Source organism: Roseomonas sp. KE0001 (assembly GCF_016107285.1).
Classification (GTDB): domain Bacteria; phylum Pseudomonadota; class Alphaproteobacteria; order Acetobacterales; family Acetobacteraceae; genus Pseudoroseomonas.
This window is the reverse complement of sequence record NZ_RCVQ01000021.1, coordinates 1-16,551: the sequence shown is the minus strand read 5'-3', so window position 1 is coordinate 16,551 and position 16,551 is coordinate 1. Positions and strand designations below refer to the sequence as shown.

Genomic DNA, 16,551 nt, shown 5'->3' with positions numbered 1-16,551 from the left:
CCGGCGCTGCCACCAGCGGCTTATGCCGGACATCGGATCGAGGTCGACGATGGCGATCCGTTCAATCCCGCTGCGCAGAGCTGACACCGCTAGAGGCTGTTATGGACCTGCGGGCGGGTAACGATCAGGCTGTGGGGCATGACTGCCCGTAAGCCATATCCGTCCGATGTATCTGATGAAGAGTGGGCGCTGGTTGCGCCCTATCTGACGCTTTTGCCGGAGCGGGCCGGGCAACGGGAACACAGCTTGCGCGAGGTGTTCAACGGCCTGCGTTACGTGGTGAAGACCGGCGCACCCTGGCGCTGGATGCCCAATGACCTGCCGCCCTGGGCGGCGGTGTACCAGCAGACGCAGCGCTGGCTGGCGGCAGGCTGCTTCGAAGCGCTGGCCGAGGACCTCCGAACCGTGCTGCGGCTGGCTGCTGGACGAAAGGCACAGCCCAGTGCTGCCATTCTGGACAGCCGGACGCTGCGGTCCACGCCGGAAAGTGGCGAGCGGGCCGGGTACGACGGTGCCAAGCGGAAGAAGGGTTCCAAGCTGCACCTGGCGGTCGACACGTTGGGGCATCTGCTGGCGCTGCACGTGACGCCTGCCAATGCGGATGATCGGGCCGAGGTTGGGCGGCTTGCCCAGGCGGTGCAGGCCTCGACGGGTCAGAGCGTCGATCTGGCCTATGTCGACCAGGGCTACACCGGCCGGAAAGCAGCCGATGCTGCTGAAGCGCAGGGCATCGAACTGGAGGTGGTCAGGCTGCCCCAGGCCAAACGAGGTTTCGTGCTGCTGCCGCGGCGCTGGGTGGTGGAGCGCTCTTTCACCTGGGCCACCCGCTTCCGGCGCTTGGTGAAAGACTATGAGCGCTACGCCAGCACTCTTGCCGATCTCCACCTCGTCGCCTTCGCCTGCATCATGCTCACTCAGGCCGCTCAATTGGCCCCAGATCCATAACAGCCTCTAGCATTACAGTTGCGTTCTTCGTTTAATGTGAGCTTGCTGCGCGGCAGCTTGATGAGCTCTTCGCCAGAGTGACCAGGCCATGATGCTGGCAGGTTGAATGCGCCGCTGTGCAAGGCGCATGGCTATGCGGCGGATCTCCTGGATCGACCAGCGGACGAGGTCTGAGGTGTGCGGCGAGCCGTCGATGTTTTTTGGGGTGTCGGCTGGTTCGCGTGATGGCGGATCACCGCCAGCATGGCGAAGGCCAGCATCACCAGGGACACGTGGCGGTGCCATCCGTGCCAGGACCGGGTTTCATTGTGCGTCAGGCCGAGTTCGTTCTTGGCGGTCTCGAAGCTGTCCTCGATGGCCCAGCGGTGCCCTTCGACCGCGACAAGCATCTCGATCGGCGTTCCGGCCGGGCACCAGGTGGTGAAGTAGGCCATTTCACCATCAGCGATGTGGCGGCGGATCAGCAGACCGCGCGTCCAAAGCCCTTTCGCTCCTGGGCGGAACTCATCAGCTTCGAGGTCCGCCAGTTCCAGGTACGCCCAATCGTGCAGGCGCTCGCCCTTTGTGCCACGACCCGCCGACAGGCGATGCCAGGCTGCGGGATCGAGTGCTCTGGCGATGTTCTCGGCCGTCCCTGCGACCTCAGGCTTGTCGATCCAGGAATTGAAGGATGCTGTCGCGTTGACGCCGAGCACGTAGCCCTTGCCTACGCGACGCAGCACCATCTCGATATCGCCGACGCCATACACGCTATCGGCTGCGACCCAGCCAAAGGGCACACCTGCGCCGATAGCCCGCTCGATCATGCTGAGCGCCATGGCGGGCTTGGTGGCGAAGGTGGTTCCCGCAGGAACGTGGGCCGCGGCCATGCGCGCCGGATCATCGCTCCAACGCTTGGGCAGGTAGAGGGCACGGTCGATGAAGGCGTGGCCATGACGCGAGACGTAGGCCGCGAACACACCGATCTGGCAGTTGGTGATCTTGCCCGCCGAGCCGGTGTACTGCCGCCCTACGCCGCAGGATGCCTTGCCCTGCTTGAGAAAGCCCGTCTCATCAATGACCAGCACGGCATCCTTCGCCGCGAAATGCTCAACGACGTAATCCCGGACCATGTCGCGCAGGGCATCCGCCTCCCAGCGACCGCGTCCGAGAATGGCCTGCTGCCGCCATGGCCCGGGATCGCCCGCCGCCTCGGCTCGCATCCAGCCTGTCTTGCGACGCTCAGCGCTCAGCAGGCCATCCAGGAACAATCCGGCTGATGCCGCAACCCGCTCCTGAGTGAAAAGGGGTCTGATGCGGGCTTTGACTTCACGTAGCGATGATGCCCAGAGCTCCAGCGTCGTCTCGATCGATGCCCCCGACATCCATGACCTCCAAACCATGGTCACCCATAGGTTCAGGCATCATCCAAAAACGCAACTGTAATGTTAGTTCGAGGCGGCAAGACGGCTGGCCATTTCTCACGAGGAGCATGAAAGGGCGGTTGCGGCGGTGCTGCGCGGTGACGCGCGGGAGGCAGTAGAAGCCATGCGACGCCACATCGGGGCCAAGAGTCGGGTCCGGTTCCCGCTCGATCGCCTCAAGGATGAAGTCCGCATGGTCCTCAATCTTGGCCGTCCGACGATCGCCGCCTTGCGGCTTGGCGGCCGGCGTGCCGTGAACAAGCGCAAGTTGACGCCACCGGATCGCGCTCGCGGCGCTGACCCCGAACGGCTCGGCAGCCCGCCGACACGACACGCCGCCGTCGACAGCCGCGACGACACGATCTCGAAGATCACGCGATAAGGCTCGACCCATCCATGCCGGCCTCCTTCACCAGCACAGATCCTGAATCAGAAAAATCACCGCGTGGGAAACCGTGATCCCGCCGGAGCATCTCGGCCAACTCGACCAGTGTGATGTCGACCTTGGCGTCCACTGCCGCGAGGACGATGTCCTTGTAGGCTTCGGCCCGTTGCGACCGTCGGTCGCCACCCTGACGTTGCGCCTTATCCCGACCGCTCTCCCGCCAATCCTGCATCCAGCGGATCGCTATGCGCCGGATCTCTGGGATCCACCCTCTGCAATTAGCGCATTCCGCGACCCACAGCATTCCGGGGTCGGATCGCGGTCCTCTTGCCCCGGAGCGCCCACCCGCCTCTACGGCGTTGCGGATTGGGGAGCAAGCGTCGGCCGCAGCGTCCTCCTCGGTCGGCTCGTACCAGGACGCAGCCGACAGGACGGCAGCAGCCTCCTCGCTCCCAAGGTCCCGCGCATCAGCCTCCTCGGCCACGACCAGCTAGGCCAGCCGTGCGCGCTCCCAGCGCACGACCTGCGCCGCCTGCCGCCAAGCCCGCAGCCGCGGCTCAGAAATCCCCCATAGGCGGCCGGGCGTCTGGCGGAAAGGGCGGCGAACAATGCTCGGAAGCTGCTCCGAAGGCGCTGGGACGGCGGCGGTGGTGAAGGTCTGCATAGAGAGAGCTTGGACGGGTATTGTTTCGACGAAGCTATGATCTCTCTTCAAATGACTGATAAGGCAGATTCTTGTTCGCTAAACCAGAATGAATGGTTTTCTAAAATTGGTCGAGTGGAATTTTAGTCGCTCCAGATTCAGAATATAACGCTATATGGGATCCGGTTTTCCATAAAGAAAACAGATTATTGCGGTTCTTTGTGGACGCACTTCCTTCCGTCCTATGTGTTCCCTATAGGGTTCATATACGGGTAGATTACGCCACTTTTGTACTCTATAGGGGTCATATGGCAGACCACAGGGACCTGACCCTCCAGATTCATGCTGACGGCCGATGGAGTGACGCGGCCCGGCTGACCGTGACCGACCCTGACAAGGGGTGGCAAAGGGCGAGTAAGCTCGCCTACGACGATGCCTGGGTGTTCGAGGTAGACCCGGACTTCACGGGCAGCGTCCAGGGATGGAAAGCCTTGAGCGTACGGCTCCCCCCTTCCCTAGAACTACACCACTTCAAGACCTGGCCGCCTTTCCTGCTGGACCTGCTGCCTCAAGGCCATGCTCGCAAGGTGCTGGCTGAGGCGTTGAGGCTCAACCAGGATGCAGCCGCTTGCGACGCCCCTCTCCTACTGCGGGCCGCCGGTGACCCGATCGGCAACATCCGCATTAAGCAGGCCTGGGATGCTGAACGGAAACGAGTAAAGCAGGCTCCAACACACCCCGGCCTGCCGCTGGACGAGCTTTTCGAACGTGGCGATGCCTTCAACGAATTCGCCCGTGACTACGCGGCTGTGGCCTCCGGCTCCAGCGGCGTCCAGGGTGCCTGGCCCAAGCTGCTGATGACCCGCAACAAGGCGGGCCGTTGGCTGCCGGACCCGATGGTGCCTGACGACCAGGCCGCCGGCCACGCAATCATCAAGTGGGTCGGCGATAAGGACAAGGCGACCAGGCTCATCCTGGCGGCCGAGGCGCCGTACCTGGAACTCGCACGCGCCTTCGGAGTGCGATGCGCCCAGCCACTCGAACACCGGGGCGGCACACTGTTCATCCCGCGCTTCGATCGCGAAGTCGTGGGTGGCCGTGTGGTGCGTCTCGGCCAGGAGAGCATTGTCTCCGCCGCCGGTGTCGCAGCTTTCGGCTACCAGGCATCCCACGAGGAATACCTCGACGCCATCAAGGCGTATTGCGACGACCCGGCCGCCGAAGTGACGGAGTACGTACTCCGGGATGTCCTGAATCTGGGGTTGGGCAACCCGGACAACCACGGGCGGAACACGGCCCTCCAGAAAACTGCCGATGGTGGAGTGCGGCTGACGCCGCTCTACGATTTCTGCCCAATGCGCCTGGACTCCTCCGGCATCGCCCGCTCCACGACCTGGAAGTGCATGCGGCCGTTCAACGGGCCCAGCCGCGACCTCAATCCCGACTGGGAAAAAGTCTGCCGTGTGGCGGCAGACGGTGTGCCAGGGCTGGATGCCGAGGACCTGATGGACACGCTGGCGGGCAAGGCGGACTGCCTGCGCCGGATGCCGGAGCTCGCCCGCGGGATAGGCGTGCCGGATGCGGTCATCGCGGGCGCCATGGGCTTCTGCGGTCAGCACGCCGACGCCCTGGAGGCCTTGAGCCGGAGGCGAACCCATGCCCCGCGTTAGACGGCCATCGACTGATGAGCGGATCGCCCTGCGTGTCGGGCTGAACGAGGACATCGCTGCCGGTGGTCTGGAGTGGAGCCAGGCCGTCAGGCGGATGCGGCAGGCCCTGGGCATGACCCAGGCCCGCTTCGCGCAGGCCTTCAAGCTGACACGGCGCTTGGTGGTGGACCTGGAGGCTGGGAGAGCAAATCCCACCGCGGAGACACTCGCGAAGATCGGTAAGCCCTTCGGATATCAGGTTGGCTTCGTGCTCAAGAAGGCTGCCGAGGAGCCTGCTGCGGAGGACGAGGAGGACTGACCTTCAGGCTATCTGAAACTGCTTTGCCAGACCTATTCAGGCGTCTCTACGGCCATGACGTACTCGGCCGGAACCGTCTTGGGGATAAGGATCTCGTAGGTGAAGGCTTGGTGCATCCGCCACAGGAGGAAAGAATCGCAAGATGATCGTCAGGCATCCTCACGGGCCAGGATTATCTGGGATGATTCGCCAGACCGGCTCATGCTAGAGGCGAAGTCACAGCGCATCTCGCGCGAGATCACACCCCACACGGTTGTCAGCATCTGGGAGTGGACGACATGATGTCACGAGCTGGCTATCCCTCGATTGAAGTGTTGGCTCATCTTGTTCGGGGCGACCGATACCTCTCCCTGCATGAGGTAGCGGCCATGATCGAGGTGTCTCCCTGGACGCTCCAGAACTGGCGCCGCCCGAACAACATCAAGGCCCCGGATGACTTGCCCTGGACCTATGCCAAGGAAGGCGTGTTCTATCTCGCCTCTGACGTGGAGCGGTATCTGGCGCGCCGCAGCGAGGCCAGGAATGGGGTGCTGCCGCCCCGGAGCGCCGCTGTGGCCGCGCGTGTCGCGAAGCAGCCCTACCTGAACGGTGGTCCGAAGCGAGCCGCCAGAAAGGAAAAGGCGGTGGCGGTGGCGGCGCCGCGCAATGCCGGGCAGCTCAACCTTGGCCTGGATGTCGCGGCATGAGCAGGCGGCGCAACGACAACCGGCCGGCGCCGCTGACACCGCCGGACCTGGACCTGCGGCACCTCTCGGCGGTGATGATCGACATCAACAGCCTGACCGAGGGCGAGATGCCGCTGCTGGACGATGCCGCGCGCATCGCCAACGTCATGGCGCAGGCCCGCGCCTGGCATCAGGTGCCGGCCGCCTCTCTGCCGAACGATGACCGGCAGCTCTGCTACCTGCTGGGCTATGGCCGTGACCTGAACCTCTGGCGCAAGATCCGCAGCCAGGGCGCTCTGGCTGGCTTCATCGAGTGCTCGGATGACCGGCTCTATCACGCTGCGCTGTCCCAACGTGCGCTGAAAGCGGGCGTTCGGAAGACCATGGCGAAGGAGGCTGGAGTGGCTGCCGGGGTGGTCCACAGCGCGAAGAAACGCGCCAGGAAACAGACACCCCCCCAACAACACATTGAAATCGCTAAGAGCGATGATAACGGACCGATTACCGAACCGGTTAACGGTCCGATTAACGGTCTGATTACCGCGCCGGTTATCGGACCGGTTCCTGAAGAGAAGAGAACTGAAGAGAATAGAATAGAATCTATCTCCTCTCCTCGGGATGCGCGCGCGTATGCACACGCACACACGCACGCGCGCGAGGGGGAGGCCGGGGGGCTGGTGCTGGATGCCAATGCCCGGCCGGTGGGCCAGCCGCCACGGTCGGCCGCGCTGGCTGTCCTCTCGGGTACTCCACGCCGCGTCGATGCCTGCGACGCTGAGTCCCGCGCGGTGAACAGCGCGTTCCGCACGGCCTTCGAGGAGGTCTATGGGGAGGCCCCGAAGCCCGACCCCAAGGCCTGGCCGCACACGGTGAGCCTGTGCGAGACGATGGCGGCGCTCGGCGTGGCCAGCGAGGACATGCCGGGGTGGGTCCAGCGCACCGCCAGGGAGGTGCTGGCGGCGAAACTGGAGCGCGACCCTGGGGACCGTCCGGGGATCGCCTGGGCGGTGCATGGCATCAAGCGCCTGCTCGCGGCGGCGCTGGCGCCCCGTGCGGCCGAGGTTGTGCCCCTGCCGGTGGTGCGTGACGGGAGGCCTCCCCGCAAGCGCACTGTCGGGGCGATGATGCGGGAATTCCGGGAGGGCGAGGGCAAGCACCTCGTGCAGGAGGGGTGGTGATGATCAGCCTGGGAGAGACGCTCGCTTCCATGGCGTCGCGCGACCATGCCATGACCGTCCCGGATCGGTCGCGCGACCTTCCACGACCTTCCACGCGACCGTCGCGGGATGCGGATCCCACGCCGCCGCCGCGCGGTGGTGGCGATGTGGCGGGCCCCCATGGTCATGCCGATCCCGCTGAGCGACGCGGCGGTGGCGGAGGCCGAGGAGCAGCTCGCCGCGCTGACCGAGCTGCTCCAGCCGGCGGATCGGGCGATGATCCGGGGCTTCCTCATGCGCATCTCGTTCCTGGCCAAGAACCGCCCGGATCCCGAGACGCTGGAGGAGGAGATCAGCGCGGCGATCGACTACCTCAGCGTGCTGCCGGTGATGTGCTTCAAGGCCGAGCTGGCGGCCGTGGTCCTGCGCGATGCCGGCGGCTGGTGGATGCGCGGGGCCGACCTGATGGACAGCCTGGCGCCCTATGCGCGGCCGCTGCGCGAGCGCCGGGATGAAATGGCCGGGGTGCTCCATGCCGTCCGCAATCCGCCGGCCCTTCCTGCCGCGATCCATGTGCCGAATTGCCTGGACGAGACCCGATCGCGCAGGCCGCGCGCGCCCGCGCCTCCGCCTCCCTCCCGGCCTGAAACCCCGATCTGAGACTGTCTCACCATCTCACCGTCACTGAGACAATGAGACGGTGAGACGCGCCTGGAAACCGGCCGTTTTTGAGATTGATTTGAGAATCCAGGGCCTCTCTCCCCCTGCCCTCCGCCGGCAGGTCCTGATGCTGTTCCAGCCCCCCGCTCTCCCGCGCTGATCCGTCGCCTCCGGGAAGGTTCAGAAGCTGCGATGATCACCCTCGCAGACCCAACGGGCCTTGAGGGCGGTTGCCAGCACTCGCAGCGGCGTGCCCGCAGGCAGGTTGCTCAGGTAGTACTTTCGCTCGCCACCCGCGCGCCATTTGCCCACCAGCCAGGCCTCATCACTCGGTAGGTGCCGGTTGTTGCCCCACATGGCGCCGTCGTCCACCCGGATGCGCGCCACGGCGAACCAGGCAATGAACGCGAGGGGCTGGACCTCTTGGTCCTGAAGCTGACGCACCACCGCATGCGCGACATTGGACAGCAGAAGCTCAACCTCTTGGGCGGTGAGGCGGGCCCGTCCCTGACGCCGATCACGCAGGTGGGCTCCGGCCAGATGCAGGACAAGCACAAGCTGCGCCTGCAGGAGATCATCCTGGCGATGAACGATCTTTTCGAGGGCGAGATCACCGAGGGGGATGCCGTGGCCTATGTGGACACGGTGCTCAAGGAAAAGATGCTGGAGTCGGAACTGCTCCGCAGCCAGGCGGCGGTCAACACCAAGGAGCAGTTCGGCAACTCGCCGAACCTTAGCGACAAGCTGATGAACGCTATCATGGACGCCATGGCCGCACATCAGACCATGAGCCGTCAGGTGCTCAACTCGGACAACATCCGCGGCCGTATCCTGGCAACCCTGCTCGGCCCGGGGCAGCTCTGGGAGGCGCTGCGAGCCAAGCAGGACCTTCCTGGTCGGGCGGCACCCTGAACCAAGAAGCATTCCTGCCTGGACTAAGCTTAGTCAACTCCTTATCTTGGTGGCCGGAGGCTCTCATGCAGACCGTCAACATCCACGCCGCCAAGACCCACCTTTCGCGTTTGGTGGACGCCGCCGCCGCCGGCGAGGAAATCCTCATCGCCCGCGCCGGCCGCCCGGTCGCCCGCTTGGTGCCGTTGCAGGACGCCCCTGACCGGCCGCGCCGCCGCCTGGGCCGGCTGGCCGGCCAGCTCACCGTGCCGGTCGACTTCGACGCGCCGCTGCCGGACGCCGTGCTCGACGCCTTCGAAGGGCGCTGATGCGCCTGCTGCTCGACACCCACCTGCTGCTCTGGGCGCTGGCCACGCCCGAGCGGCTGGACGCCGTCACGCGCGCGGCGCTGGAGGAGCCTGACAACGAGGTGTTGTTCAGCGCGGCCAGTCTTTGGGAGATCGCCATCAAGGCCGGGCTCGGTCGGGTGGACTTCGCCTTCGAGCCGCAGCAGATCCTCCAGGCGGCGCTGGACACCGGCTTCGTCGAGTTGCCCGTGCGCTCCGCCGCGGCAGTGCTGGTCGCGCGCTTGCCGCCACACCACCGGGATCCCTTCGACCGCCTGCTGGTGGCCCAGGCCATAGCGGAGCCGGTGCGCTTCTACACCGCCGATCCGCTGCTGCCGCCCTATTCCGAACTTATCATCCTTGTTCGCTAAGCTGTTCTCCAGCTGGCGGGGGCCGGCGCACCGCAACCTGCCGGAGGCAGGCTCCGTGTTGGGCGTCGACGTTGGCTATTCGCTGACCCAGGCCAGCAGTGCTGTCTGCCGGCTCGATTGGGACCGCCAGGAGATCCGCTGGACACTGCAGCGCTTCCGGGCGCAGCCTGAAGAGCGGCTCCATGTGCTGCGCAGCGTCGCTCGTCCTGGGCGCTTGGAGGCGGCGGCCCTGGATGGCCCCCTGCGGGCGGGCTTCGATGTCATTGGACGTTACCGTACGGCTGAGCGGATGCTGACGCGCCGGCTGCAGCCACGGATCGGCAAGCCCGGACAGGCCAGTGCGCCGGTGGGGCAGGCCCTCAACGCCGCGGCCAACAGCTGCGCCCGGATCATCCTGGCGCATGGTGATCTGGCGCCGACCCGTCATGCGGTCCCGATCGATGCCAAGGCGGTGGTGGAGGCCTTCCCCAACAGCTTCCTTGGCGTGATGCTGGAAGATCCCGCGGCTGTCCCGGCCCGGCGGCAGGACCGCTCGGACGTGTTCTTTCAGCACCTGGCCCGCACGGGCGGCTTGCAGCGCTTGCTGAACCATCTCCTGCCCGGACGCTCCCTCACCCAATTTCTGGCCGCCGTGACCAACCACGACGAACGGGCCGCGCTGGTCTGCGCTCTCACCGCGCTGGGCGTGGCGGCCCAGGAGTTCGTTGCCGTGGGCGATGCGGATGGCTGGATCATCCTGCCGCCGGCGCCGTTCCTGCAGGGCTGGGCGCTGGCCGATCTCCAGGCGAACGCGGCGACAGAAGCGCCCGGCGCCCTGCACGTATCGGCGGGACCAAGGCCGGTATAGGTCTACCACTCCCAGGGAGAGCGGTTCTTCCAGCCGGCGCGCCGGCCGTGTCGTGGCCGCCATGCAGCATTGCAGGCGAACAACACGGCCCAGCCGCCGCCCCGGCGATGCGAGGCGCCAGACGCTGCGCGATAGCGGCGCTCCGCACGCGTCGCCCCCACTTCTAGCGGCCGGATGTGGCAGATCTTGATGCCATCCCACAGCAGCGGCAACTCGCCCCGCATCCAGTCGCCGACATTTAGCAGGGTGCAGTAGCCCTCCTCGCCCGTGGCTTTCAGCGGGTTGAGCGTGTGGTACGGGCAGCCCGAGCAGAAACTTCCCGAGGGCACTTCCGCCACGCTCTTGCCCTGCGGATTGGCTGGCCAGGCGTACCGGAGCTTCTTCCGAAAGTTCATCACGCCCTGTTATCCCTCAAGGCCTGCAGAACGCATCGCCCATGGCAAGTTTTCCGTCGCCGGTCCGCCTGTCCAACAGCGGGCCGCACCGTGGCGCGCGACATTGGCGTGGTGCATGGATCGAGCGGGTGATTTCCTTGGGATAGGGTGGGGTCTAGCCCCGCGTGGGAGAGCACTCCCTTGCCCTTCAAGGCGAACGCCGACCGGCGGCATCGAATTCCACAGCAGCACCGGGTCAGGAATTGGCCTGCGTACGAGGCGGGCCTGCGTGCCCGCGGCAGCCTGACGGTCTGGTTCTCGGAGGAGGCGATCGAAGGGCAGCAAGCTGAGCCCCGCACCACGCGAGGCGGCCAGCCCATCTACTCGGATCTGGCGATCGCGACGGCGCTGAAGGAAGCTACACCTTGCCACGGACGCCGACACCGGCCGGATCGTCGCGACGAAGCTGACCGGTCCTGATGCAGATGACGGTGCGCAAGTCGGCCCGCTACGAAGGCGCTGGCTAAGTCGCCTCCCTCACTGGCGACGGCGCCTACGTCCGCGACGACGTTTATGCTGCGGTCGCGGCACGACATCCGCATGCGGATGTCGTTGTCCCGCCACGATCGAGCGCGGTGCTGAGTGCAACAGCCGGGACCGCGCCGACGAGGCGGGACCAGCATCTGCAAAGCATTGCCGAACGCGGCCGCATGGGATGGCAGAAGGCCTCCGGCTACAACTGGCGCGCGCTCGTCGAGCCCGACGTGTCACGTTGGAAACGTGTCATCGGTCCCGGCCTGCGCTCCCGAACTGATCGGCGTCAGGCAACCGAGGTATCCATCACGGCGGCGGCCCTGAACCGCATGTTGGACCTGGGTCGCCTGGATTACGTCCGCATCAGCTGACCACAGAGGCGCTCTGGCTCATCACCTCCTCACCGCTAACCCGTGCAACAAGGTGGACGCGACGGGCTACGCAGCGGCCTTGAACCCCGTTAGGGAGCGGCATAGGTTACATGTAACCCATGCCGGAGGCTGCCATGCCTGTCCCTCTTCGCAAGCGTGTCCAGAAGCACCGGGAGGCCCTGCGGGCCGCCGGGCTGCGACCAGTGCAAATCTGGGTGCCCGACACCCGCCAGCCAGGCTTTGCGGAGGAGTGCCGCCGACAGTCGCGCCTCGTTGCGGCGGCGGATGCGGCCGATTCCGAACTCGACAGGTTTCTCGATGCAGCGCTGACCGATATGGACGACGAAGGGTGAGACGAGGGGATCTGGTGACGGTCGCCCTCACCGGTGACTTCGGCAAGCCGCGCCCTGCACTGGTGGTCCAGGCGGATCAGTTCGACCAGATCGGCACGGTGACGGTGCTGCTGGTGTCGGGGACACTGGTGGATGCTCCGCTGATCCGGCCCACAGTGCAGCCGAGCGCAAAAAATGGCCTGCGCAAGCCTTCGCAGATCATGGTGGACAAGACCATGAGCGTGAAGCGCGACAAGCTCAGCGCGCCGTTCGGCCGACTGGAGGACGACGCCCTGTTGTCAGTGACCCGCTCACTTGCCGTGTTCCTCGGCATCGCATGAAGGCAAGGCACGGACAGGTTATCCCTCAGTGCCCGTTTGAGAATGCTGGTGGTGAGGTGTTTGGGCGTTCCCACGTGCCCAGATGGGCTGGATGTGGACCAAGGAACATCGCGCACGGCAGGCAGCGCTTGAGCGGTCGCGTGGAAGGTCGTGGAAGGTCGTGGAAGGTCGCGCGACCGATCCGGGACGGTCATGGCATGGTCGCGCGACGCGATGGAAGCAAGCGCCTCTCCCAGGCTGATCATCACCACCCCTCCTGCACCAGGAGCTTGCCCGCGCCCTCCTGGAACTCCCGCACCATGGCCCCGACAGAGCGCGGCTTGCGGCTGAGCTTTCCATCGCGCGCCACCGGCAGGGGAACGACCTCGGCGGCACGGGGGGGCCCAGCGCCGCCGCGAGCAGGCGCTTGATGCCATGCACCGCCCACCTGACGCGCCACGGCTGCTGCCATTTCCGCAAAGCGCGCGAGCTGATTGTCCATATCCAGACAATGCTTTTTCATCAAATCAATGGCTTATAATTTCGACAGAGCAACGGAACCTCACGTAGGACGTGGCCGGCGAAGCAGGAAGGCAAAGGGGCCGCGATCCCACCGAACGAGCCTCGCCATCCCATCGGCGTGAAGGTGCGGATCCAGTGTTGCCCGCTGTGATGAGGTCGGCGAGCGCGCAGGCCCCTTCAATGCCGATATGCGCTACTTTGGCGGAGATGAACACGACTACGGGTGTCCGACGAAGAGACTTCCGCAGCGCCATTCCTGGCCAGCTCCAGGGCCGCCACAAAGGTGCTGGCGAGCGCAGCACGGGCGTTCAGCAGCTGGTGCGTATCCCCCACTGAGAGCGGCGGCAGGAACAGAGCCAGATCGCCACCCTCTGGCCGCTGTCCCAGAATGCTGCGGATGTGGTCCAAGGCATCCGGGACGCGCCAGAGGTTCGGAATCGAGGGCCGGTAGGCCAGTGGTGCCTTATCCCCCTGTCGTTCTCGTCCTTCCAGCATGACAAGGGTCGCCTCAAGGAAGGCGACGTAGAGCTCCGCCTGCGGCTTCGGCGCCGGCCGCTCCTGATTGCCGCGCGTGAAGACGTCCTGTCCAAGTTGCGGCCGAGCGGCGAGCCAGGCGGCGGCCGCCTTCATCGCCGCAAGTTCTTCCAGCTGCCCGAGCCGTTGATCGGCTTCCGCCGCAGCCTCTTCGGCGGCCTGTGGACTAGCAGGAGCGAGCAACTGCGCCCGGAGCCGCAAGAGCTCGCTCGCCATCACCAGCCAGTCGGCCCGGCGTTCCAGCCGGGTGACACCACTCTCCAGCGCGGCCACCAGCTGGTCGGTCAGAGGGACGATCGACAGCCGGCCGAGGTCGAGTTGATGCCGGCGCACCATCTCCAGCAGGAAATCGAGCGGGCCCTCGAAGCCTTGCACACTGAGGTGAGGCATATCGGCCGGCCGGGGGCGCCCGCCGGGCCCTTCGTTTTCCTGCCAACCATCCTCAACCTCGGCTGCGGCGGCGGCGTCAGCCACGCTGCGCCCTGGCCGCTCGGGTCGACTTTTCTCGGTTGTCTTTCCTGTCCCGATTGCCCTGCTTGTGCTGGATGGGTGCGATAAGTTCGCTCGTGGGCTCATCGCCCTCACCGTCCGCGTAGTCCGGCTGGAGGGTGAAGCTCAGAGCTGGCCAGTACCTTCGGAGCCGGCGCAGCGCCTGCCACGGCGACCAGTCCGCCGACCAGAATTCCACCCGCAGTTCCGCCATCCGCCGCTTCCGGCCGTCGAGGGTGGACTCCAGCTCCCGCACATGCCGCAGCGGACGGGTGGTGCCCCAATGCGTCCACAGCCAAGTGCGGCTCTGCGGGTCGTTGGGCCCGAGGCGCAGAATGCCGGATGGGACCGGCAGCAGGCGGTGCAGGTCGAAGGGGTGGCTTCGATCTGTGCCGATGCGGGCGATCGCCCGCTGGTGGTTGGCATGAGTGGCATCCCGCAGCCGCCGAGCCAGGATCCGCGCGCCCTGCACACTGATTGCCCGCTTGCCCTCGGCTGGCGCCGCGAGCGACAGAAACCAGTCCTCCTCCATGCCGTCGAGATCCAGCACCCAGGGGATCACCCCTGCCCCGGCGGCTGCCGCCCGGAACCGACCTGTCCCTTCCGTTGGCCCGCTCACCACCAGCACATTGCGCAGCCAGTCGGTGTGTGCCGGCGCCGGGAGTGCCGTCGGGGCCGGTGCATTCGGGGCGGCCGGAGAAAGACGGGAGACCACTGCCCTGCCCTACAGGTCGAGCAGTCGGGCCGGACTGTCCTGGGTGATCTTGGCCCGGCGGCGATAGCCCTGGGTGGTGGCGATGCTCTTCTGGCGGGTGTGGTGCATCACCTGCTCGTCCAGCGCGCCCTTGAGGTAGGCCTCCGTGATGAAGCCGGCCCGCAGCCCATGCGGGGACAGACGCTCGGTCTCATCCACGGTGAGCCCGGCGAGCTCGGCCCGCTTGCGCAGGATCCGCCACACGCTCTTGGTGTCGAGTCGTCCCTCGAGCACGCCGCGCCCGCTGAGGCCGCGGAACACCGCTCCGTACTCGATCCGCGCCCGCCGCAGCCACTCCTCCACCGCCCGCACCGGGCAGGTCAGGGGATTGAGTCCCCGCGGGATGCCGACCGTGGCCCCCTCGCCTTCCTGGTCGCGCTTGGAGCGCAAGATCTGCAAGGTCATGCCCTCGCTGGTGAAGCGCAGCGCCTCGCGGTCGAGCGCGACCAGCTCGGAGCGTCGCAGCGCTCCTGCGAAGCCGGTCAGCAGCAGCGCCTTGTCCCGCAAGCCCGCCATGTCGGTGCCGCAGCTGGCGAGCAGCCGCTTCACCTCAGCCGAGGTCAGCGCGGCGGCGGGCCGGGCCGGCTTGCCGTGGCTGGCGAAGATGCCGCGCAGTGTCATGCGGATGGCGGGATGCCCGGGCTCGACCGGATGACCGGTGCGCCGGTGCATCTCCGCGATGGCGGCGAGCCGGCGGCGCAGCCCCGAACGGCCGAGCTGCCCGGCGAGGCTCGCCAGATACCCGGCAATCACCAACGGCTCGGCCGGCAGCGGCGACACGCCACCCGCCTCGCACCAGGCCGAGAACAGGCTCCAGTCGGTCGCGTAGGCGCGACGCGTGTTCTCGGACAGCGCCTTGCCGGCATAACCGGACGCCTTGGCGACGGCTTCGCCGACCGGGCCGGAGAGCAGCGCCAGCACGGCAGCCGGGCTCTGGCCCACTGCGGCGCGAAGCAAGGGGGTGGCCAGGACAGGGCGAGTGGGCGGCAAGATCTCGCCCTTCCCTTCGGGCACGGCAGCCCCCGCAGAAGCACGAGGGGACGTCATGGGAGGGCCAGGCAAGTGGACGCTGAGCCAAACGGGCCGGGCCGCTCAGCCGCTTCTGCTAGGGGTAGCGCTGCCGCGCGTGGACAACACTCACGATCTCCACCGCGTGTTATGCGACGCGATAGATGATGATGTAGTTCGGGTGCGCTACCAGTTCGCGGGTCCCCGGAACACGCCCCGGCCGGAACAGGTAGGGGTGTTCGGCCAGTGGCAACACCGCCTCCTCGACCACGCCTTTGAGGCGTCGGGCCGCCGCCGGATTCCGCTTCGTGATGTAGAGAATGATAGTGAGCAGGTCGTCCCTGGCGCTGGCTTGCCAGACAATCGGCAGTACGCGGCGGCCTAGCGCTGCGACGGCTGTTCGGCCTCGGCGAGGATGGCCTCGACCTCGGCCATAACCGCGTCATGCGGGAGGTGCGGCCGTGGGTCCGCAAGGCTCGCCGCCACCTTCGTGCGGAGCCAGTGCTCATAGGCCTCGCCTTCCTCGGTCGAGGAGAACTCGGACTCGATGGGCGACAACGCGGACATCCGCTCTCTATAGCACAGCCGGGCACATTGGTTTCGAGAACTCTCGCCCGATCTGTTGGGCCCGGACGCCCTAGACTGGGGTGCGATCGTCCCCCAATCCGGCGTGCGACATCGTGCGACAGCCGGGCCGAAGCTCCGCGCCGAAGTAACAGGGTCTCCGCTTCGTTTCGCAGTCGCCGCATGCCGAGACTGTGCCACCCCGCGTCAAATAGGGCAACCAGCGCTTTCTTATTAGAAAGCCCGATAAACTATAATTATCGGGCTCTACGCCGGTGACCTGCCTCCGTAGAAGTGAGCCGCCGATCATGTGAGATCGGTGGTGCAGTTCGGAGGGTTGGGATGGCTCGGAAGCAGCACAAGCCGGAGGAGATCGTGGCCAAGCTCCGGCAGGTTGAGGTCTTGGTGGGCCAGGGCAAGACGGTGGCCGAGGGTGCTCGGGCAATCGGGGTCACGCAGGCCCCGTA

At 66.3% G+C, this 16,551-nt stretch carries 22 protein-coding genes and 3 pseudogenes; 15 read left to right on the top strand and 10 right to left on the bottom strand.

Annotated features, from left to right (window positions below; translation table 11 throughout):
• The first annotated feature begins 138 nt into the window (after positions 1-138).
• A complete protein-coding gene (locus tag D9598_RS20405; RefSeq protein WP_198368328.1) occupies positions 139-945 on the top strand; it encodes an IS5 family transposase in 807 nt (268 codons plus the stop codon).
• A 131-nt stretch (positions 946-1,076) separates the two neighbouring features.
• Here the strand turns inward: D9598_RS20405 and D9598_RS20400 are convergent, their stop codons facing one another.
• Positions 1,077-2,327 carry an IS701 family transposase gene (locus D9598_RS20400; RefSeq protein ID WP_198368330.1) on the bottom strand — a complete coding sequence of 417 codons (1,251 nt, stop codon included), beginning with the start codon at positions 2,325-2,327 and terminating at the stop codon, positions 1,077-1,079.
• A 145-nt stretch (positions 2,328-2,472) separates the two neighbouring features.
• On the opposite strand from D9598_RS20400, the gene D9598_RS20395 reads away from it, so the two are divergent.
• Entirely contained in the window at positions 2,473-2,730 is a 258-nt protein-coding gene (locus D9598_RS20395; RefSeq protein WP_198368327.1) for a hypothetical protein, read from the top strand.
• Here the strand turns inward: D9598_RS20395 and D9598_RS20390 are convergent.
• Positions 2,720-2,965: a hypothetical protein gene (locus tag D9598_RS20390; RefSeq protein ID WP_198368326.1), complete on the bottom strand. Its 246-nt coding sequence runs from the start codon at positions 2,963-2,965 to the stop codon at positions 2,720-2,722. The two genes, D9598_RS20395 and D9598_RS20390, sit on opposite strands and share 11 nt — an antisense overlap.
• Before the next feature lie 791 nt (positions 2,966-3,756).
• Between D9598_RS20390 and D9598_RS20385 the strand changes: the two genes are divergently transcribed.
• The 5 genes from D9598_RS20385 (at position 3,757) to D9598_RS20365 (ending at position 7,826) form a co-directional block, all read left to right on the top strand.
• Positions 3,757-5,046, top strand: coding sequence for a type II toxin-antitoxin system HipA family toxin (locus tag D9598_RS20385; protein ID WP_370592100.1), 1,290 nt, complete (start codon positions 3,757-3,759; stop codon positions 5,044-5,046).
• Complete coding sequence (locus tag D9598_RS20380; protein WP_198368324.1) at positions 5,033-5,344, top strand: helix-turn-helix transcriptional regulator; 312 nt, start codon at positions 5,033-5,035, stop codon at positions 5,342-5,344. Before D9598_RS20385 ends, D9598_RS20380 begins: the two co-directional genes overlap by 14 nt.
• Before the next feature lie 269 nt (positions 5,345-5,613).
• A complete protein-coding gene (locus D9598_RS20375) occupies positions 5,614-6,030 on the top strand; it encodes an AlpA family transcriptional regulator (RefSeq protein ID WP_198368323.1) in 417 nt (138 codons plus the stop codon).
• A complete protein-coding gene (locus D9598_RS20370) occupies positions 6,027-7,187 on the top strand; it encodes a hypothetical protein (protein ID WP_198368322.1) in 1,161 nt (386 codons plus the stop codon). The genes D9598_RS20375 and D9598_RS20370 overlap by 4 nt, the downstream gene beginning before the upstream one ends.
• A 108-nt stretch (positions 7,188-7,295) precedes the next feature.
• Entirely contained in the window at positions 7,296-7,826 is a 531-nt protein-coding gene (locus D9598_RS20365) for a hypothetical protein (RefSeq protein WP_198368321.1), read from the top strand.
• Positions 7,827-8,015: 189 nt separating this feature from the next.
• Here D9598_RS20365 and D9598_RS21305 read toward each other — a convergent pair.
• Positions 8,016-8,234, bottom strand: a pseudogene (locus tag D9598_RS21305) (IS701 family transposase); the annotation flags it as partial.
• Positions 8,235-8,366: 132 nt separating this feature from the next.
• Here D9598_RS21305 and D9598_RS20355 point away from each other — a divergent pair.
• The 4 genes from D9598_RS20355 (at position 8,367) to D9598_RS20340 (ending at position 10,282) form a co-directional block, all read left to right on the top strand.
• Positions 8,367-8,738 carry a hypothetical protein gene (locus tag D9598_RS20355; RefSeq protein WP_198368319.1) on the top strand — a complete coding sequence of 124 codons (372 nt, stop codon included), beginning with the start codon at positions 8,367-8,369 and terminating at the stop codon, positions 8,736-8,738.
• A 65-nt stretch (positions 8,739-8,803) separates the two neighbouring features.
• Positions 8,804-9,046: a type II toxin-antitoxin system Phd/YefM family antitoxin gene (locus tag D9598_RS20350; protein ID WP_198368318.1), complete on the top strand. Its 243-nt coding sequence runs from the start codon at positions 8,804-8,806 to the stop codon at positions 9,044-9,046.
• A complete protein-coding gene (locus D9598_RS20345; protein WP_198368317.1) occupies positions 9,046-9,435 on the top strand; it encodes a type II toxin-antitoxin system VapC family toxin in 390 nt (129 codons plus the stop codon). The genes D9598_RS20350 and D9598_RS20345 overlap by 1 nt, the downstream gene beginning before the upstream one ends.
• Before the next feature lie 55 nt (positions 9,436-9,490).
• Positions 9,491-10,282: a hypothetical protein gene (locus D9598_RS20340; RefSeq protein ID WP_198368316.1), complete on the top strand. Its 792-nt coding sequence runs from the start codon at positions 9,491-9,493 to the stop codon at positions 10,280-10,282.
• A gap of 2 nt (positions 10,283-10,284) precedes the next feature.
• On the opposite strand, the gene D9598_RS20335 is transcribed toward D9598_RS20340, so the two are convergent.
• Entirely contained in the window at positions 10,285-10,677 is a 393-nt protein-coding gene (locus D9598_RS20335; RefSeq protein WP_198368315.1) for a hypothetical protein, read from the bottom strand.
• 180 nt (positions 10,678-10,857) lie between these two features.
• Between D9598_RS20335 and D9598_RS20330 the strand changes: the two are divergent.
• The 3 genes and pseudogenes from D9598_RS20330 to D9598_RS20320 all read left to right on the top strand — a co-directional run bounded on the left by D9598_RS20330 (position 10,858) and on the right by D9598_RS20320 (position 12,234).
• Positions 10,858-11,561, top strand: a pseudogene (locus D9598_RS20330) (transposase).
• Positions 11,562-11,695: 134 nt separating this feature from the next.
• Positions 11,696-11,914, top strand: a complete 219-nt coding sequence (locus D9598_RS20325) for an antitoxin MazE family protein (protein WP_198368314.1) — start codon at positions 11,696-11,698, stop codon at positions 11,912-11,914.
• Entirely contained in the window at positions 11,911-12,234 is a 324-nt protein-coding gene (locus D9598_RS20320) for a type II toxin-antitoxin system PemK/MazF family toxin (RefSeq protein ID WP_198368313.1), read from the top strand. The genes D9598_RS20325 and D9598_RS20320 overlap by 4 nt, the downstream gene beginning before the upstream one ends.
• A gap of 244 nt (positions 12,235-12,478) precedes the next feature.
• Here the strand turns inward: D9598_RS20320 and D9598_RS20315 are convergent, their stop codons facing one another.
• The 6 genes from D9598_RS20315 to D9598_RS20290 form a co-directional block, all read right to left on the bottom strand.
• A complete protein-coding gene (locus tag D9598_RS20315) occupies positions 12,479-12,715 on the bottom strand; it encodes a hypothetical protein (protein ID WP_198368312.1) in 237 nt (78 codons plus the stop codon).
• Between the two features lie 197 nt (positions 12,716-12,912).
• The gene (locus tag D9598_RS20310; protein WP_198368311.1) at positions 12,913-13,743 is read right to left on the bottom strand and encodes a segregation/condensation protein A; all 831 of its coding nucleotides are present in this window, start codon (positions 13,741-13,743) and stop codon (positions 12,913-12,915) included.
• The gene (locus tag D9598_RS20305) at positions 13,736-14,308 is read right to left on the bottom strand and encodes a hypothetical protein (RefSeq protein WP_198368310.1); all 573 of its coding nucleotides are present in this window, start codon (positions 14,306-14,308) and stop codon (positions 13,736-13,738) included. Before D9598_RS20305 ends, D9598_RS20310 begins: the two co-directional genes overlap by 8 nt.
• A gap of 174 nt (positions 14,309-14,482) precedes the next feature.
• Complete coding sequence (locus D9598_RS20300) at positions 14,483-15,502, bottom strand: site-specific integrase (protein ID WP_198368309.1); 1,020 nt, start codon at positions 15,500-15,502, stop codon at positions 14,483-14,485.
• A 166-nt stretch (positions 15,503-15,668) separates the two neighbouring features.
• The gene (locus tag D9598_RS20295) at positions 15,669-15,884 is read right to left on the bottom strand and encodes a type II toxin-antitoxin system RelE/ParE family toxin (protein WP_370592101.1); all 216 of its coding nucleotides are present in this window, start codon (positions 15,882-15,884) and stop codon (positions 15,669-15,671) included.
• A 17-nt stretch (positions 15,885-15,901) separates the two neighbouring features.
• Positions 15,902-16,087: an antitoxin gene (locus D9598_RS20290; protein WP_198368308.1), complete on the bottom strand. Its 186-nt coding sequence runs from the start codon at positions 16,085-16,087 to the stop codon at positions 15,902-15,904.
• 339 nt (positions 16,088-16,426) lie between these two features.
• Here D9598_RS20290 and D9598_RS20285 point away from each other — a divergent pair.
• Positions 16,427-16,551 (top strand): annotated as a pseudogene (locus D9598_RS20285) (IS3 family transposase); the annotation flags it as partial.

Coding starts and splice junctions, on each gene's coding strand:
- D9598_RS20405 (WP_198368328.1), top strand. CDS start 139: ATGACTGCCCGTAAGCCATATCCGTCCGATGTATCTGATGAAGAGTGG.
- D9598_RS20400 (WP_198368330.1), bottom strand. CDS start 2,327: ATGGTTTGGAGGTCATGGATGTCGGGGGCATCGATCGAGACGACGCTG.
- D9598_RS20395 (WP_198368327.1), top strand. CDS start 2,473: ATGCGACGCCACATCGGGGCCAAGAGTCGGGTCCGGTTCCCGCTCGAT.
- D9598_RS20390 (WP_198368326.1), bottom strand. CDS start 2,965: ATGCAGGATTGGCGGGAGAGCGGTCGGGATAAGGCGCAACGTCAGGGT.
- D9598_RS20380 (WP_198368324.1), top strand. CDS start 5,033: ATGCCCCGCGTTAGACGGCCATCGACTGATGAGCGGATCGCCCTGCGT.
- D9598_RS20370 (WP_198368322.1), top strand. CDS start 6,027: ATGAGCAGGCGGCGCAACGACAACCGGCCGGCGCCGCTGACACCGCCG.
- D9598_RS20365 (WP_198368321.1), top strand. CDS start 7,296: ATGCGGATCCCACGCCGCCGCCGCGCGGTGGTGGCGATGTGGCGGGCC.
- D9598_RS20355 (WP_198368319.1), top strand. CDS start 8,367: ATGCAGGACAAGCACAAGCTGCGCCTGCAGGAGATCATCCTGGCGATG.
- D9598_RS20350 (WP_198368318.1), top strand. CDS start 8,804: ATGCAGACCGTCAACATCCACGCCGCCAAGACCCACCTTTCGCGTTTG.
- D9598_RS20345 (WP_198368317.1), top strand. CDS start 9,046: ATGCGCCTGCTGCTCGACACCCACCTGCTGCTCTGGGCGCTGGCCACG.
- D9598_RS20335 (WP_198368315.1), bottom strand. CDS start 10,677: ATGAACTTTCGGAAGAAGCTCCGGTACGCCTGGCCAGCCAATCCGCAG.
- D9598_RS20325 (WP_198368314.1), top strand. CDS start 11,696: ATGCCTGTCCCTCTTCGCAAGCGTGTCCAGAAGCACCGGGAGGCCCTG.
- D9598_RS20315 (WP_198368312.1), bottom strand. CDS start 12,715: ATGGACAATCAGCTCGCGCGCTTTGCGGAAATGGCAGCAGCCGTGGCG.
- D9598_RS20290 (WP_198368308.1), bottom strand. CDS start 16,087: ATGTCCGCGTTGTCGCCCATCGAGTCCGAGTTCTCCTCGACCGAGGAA.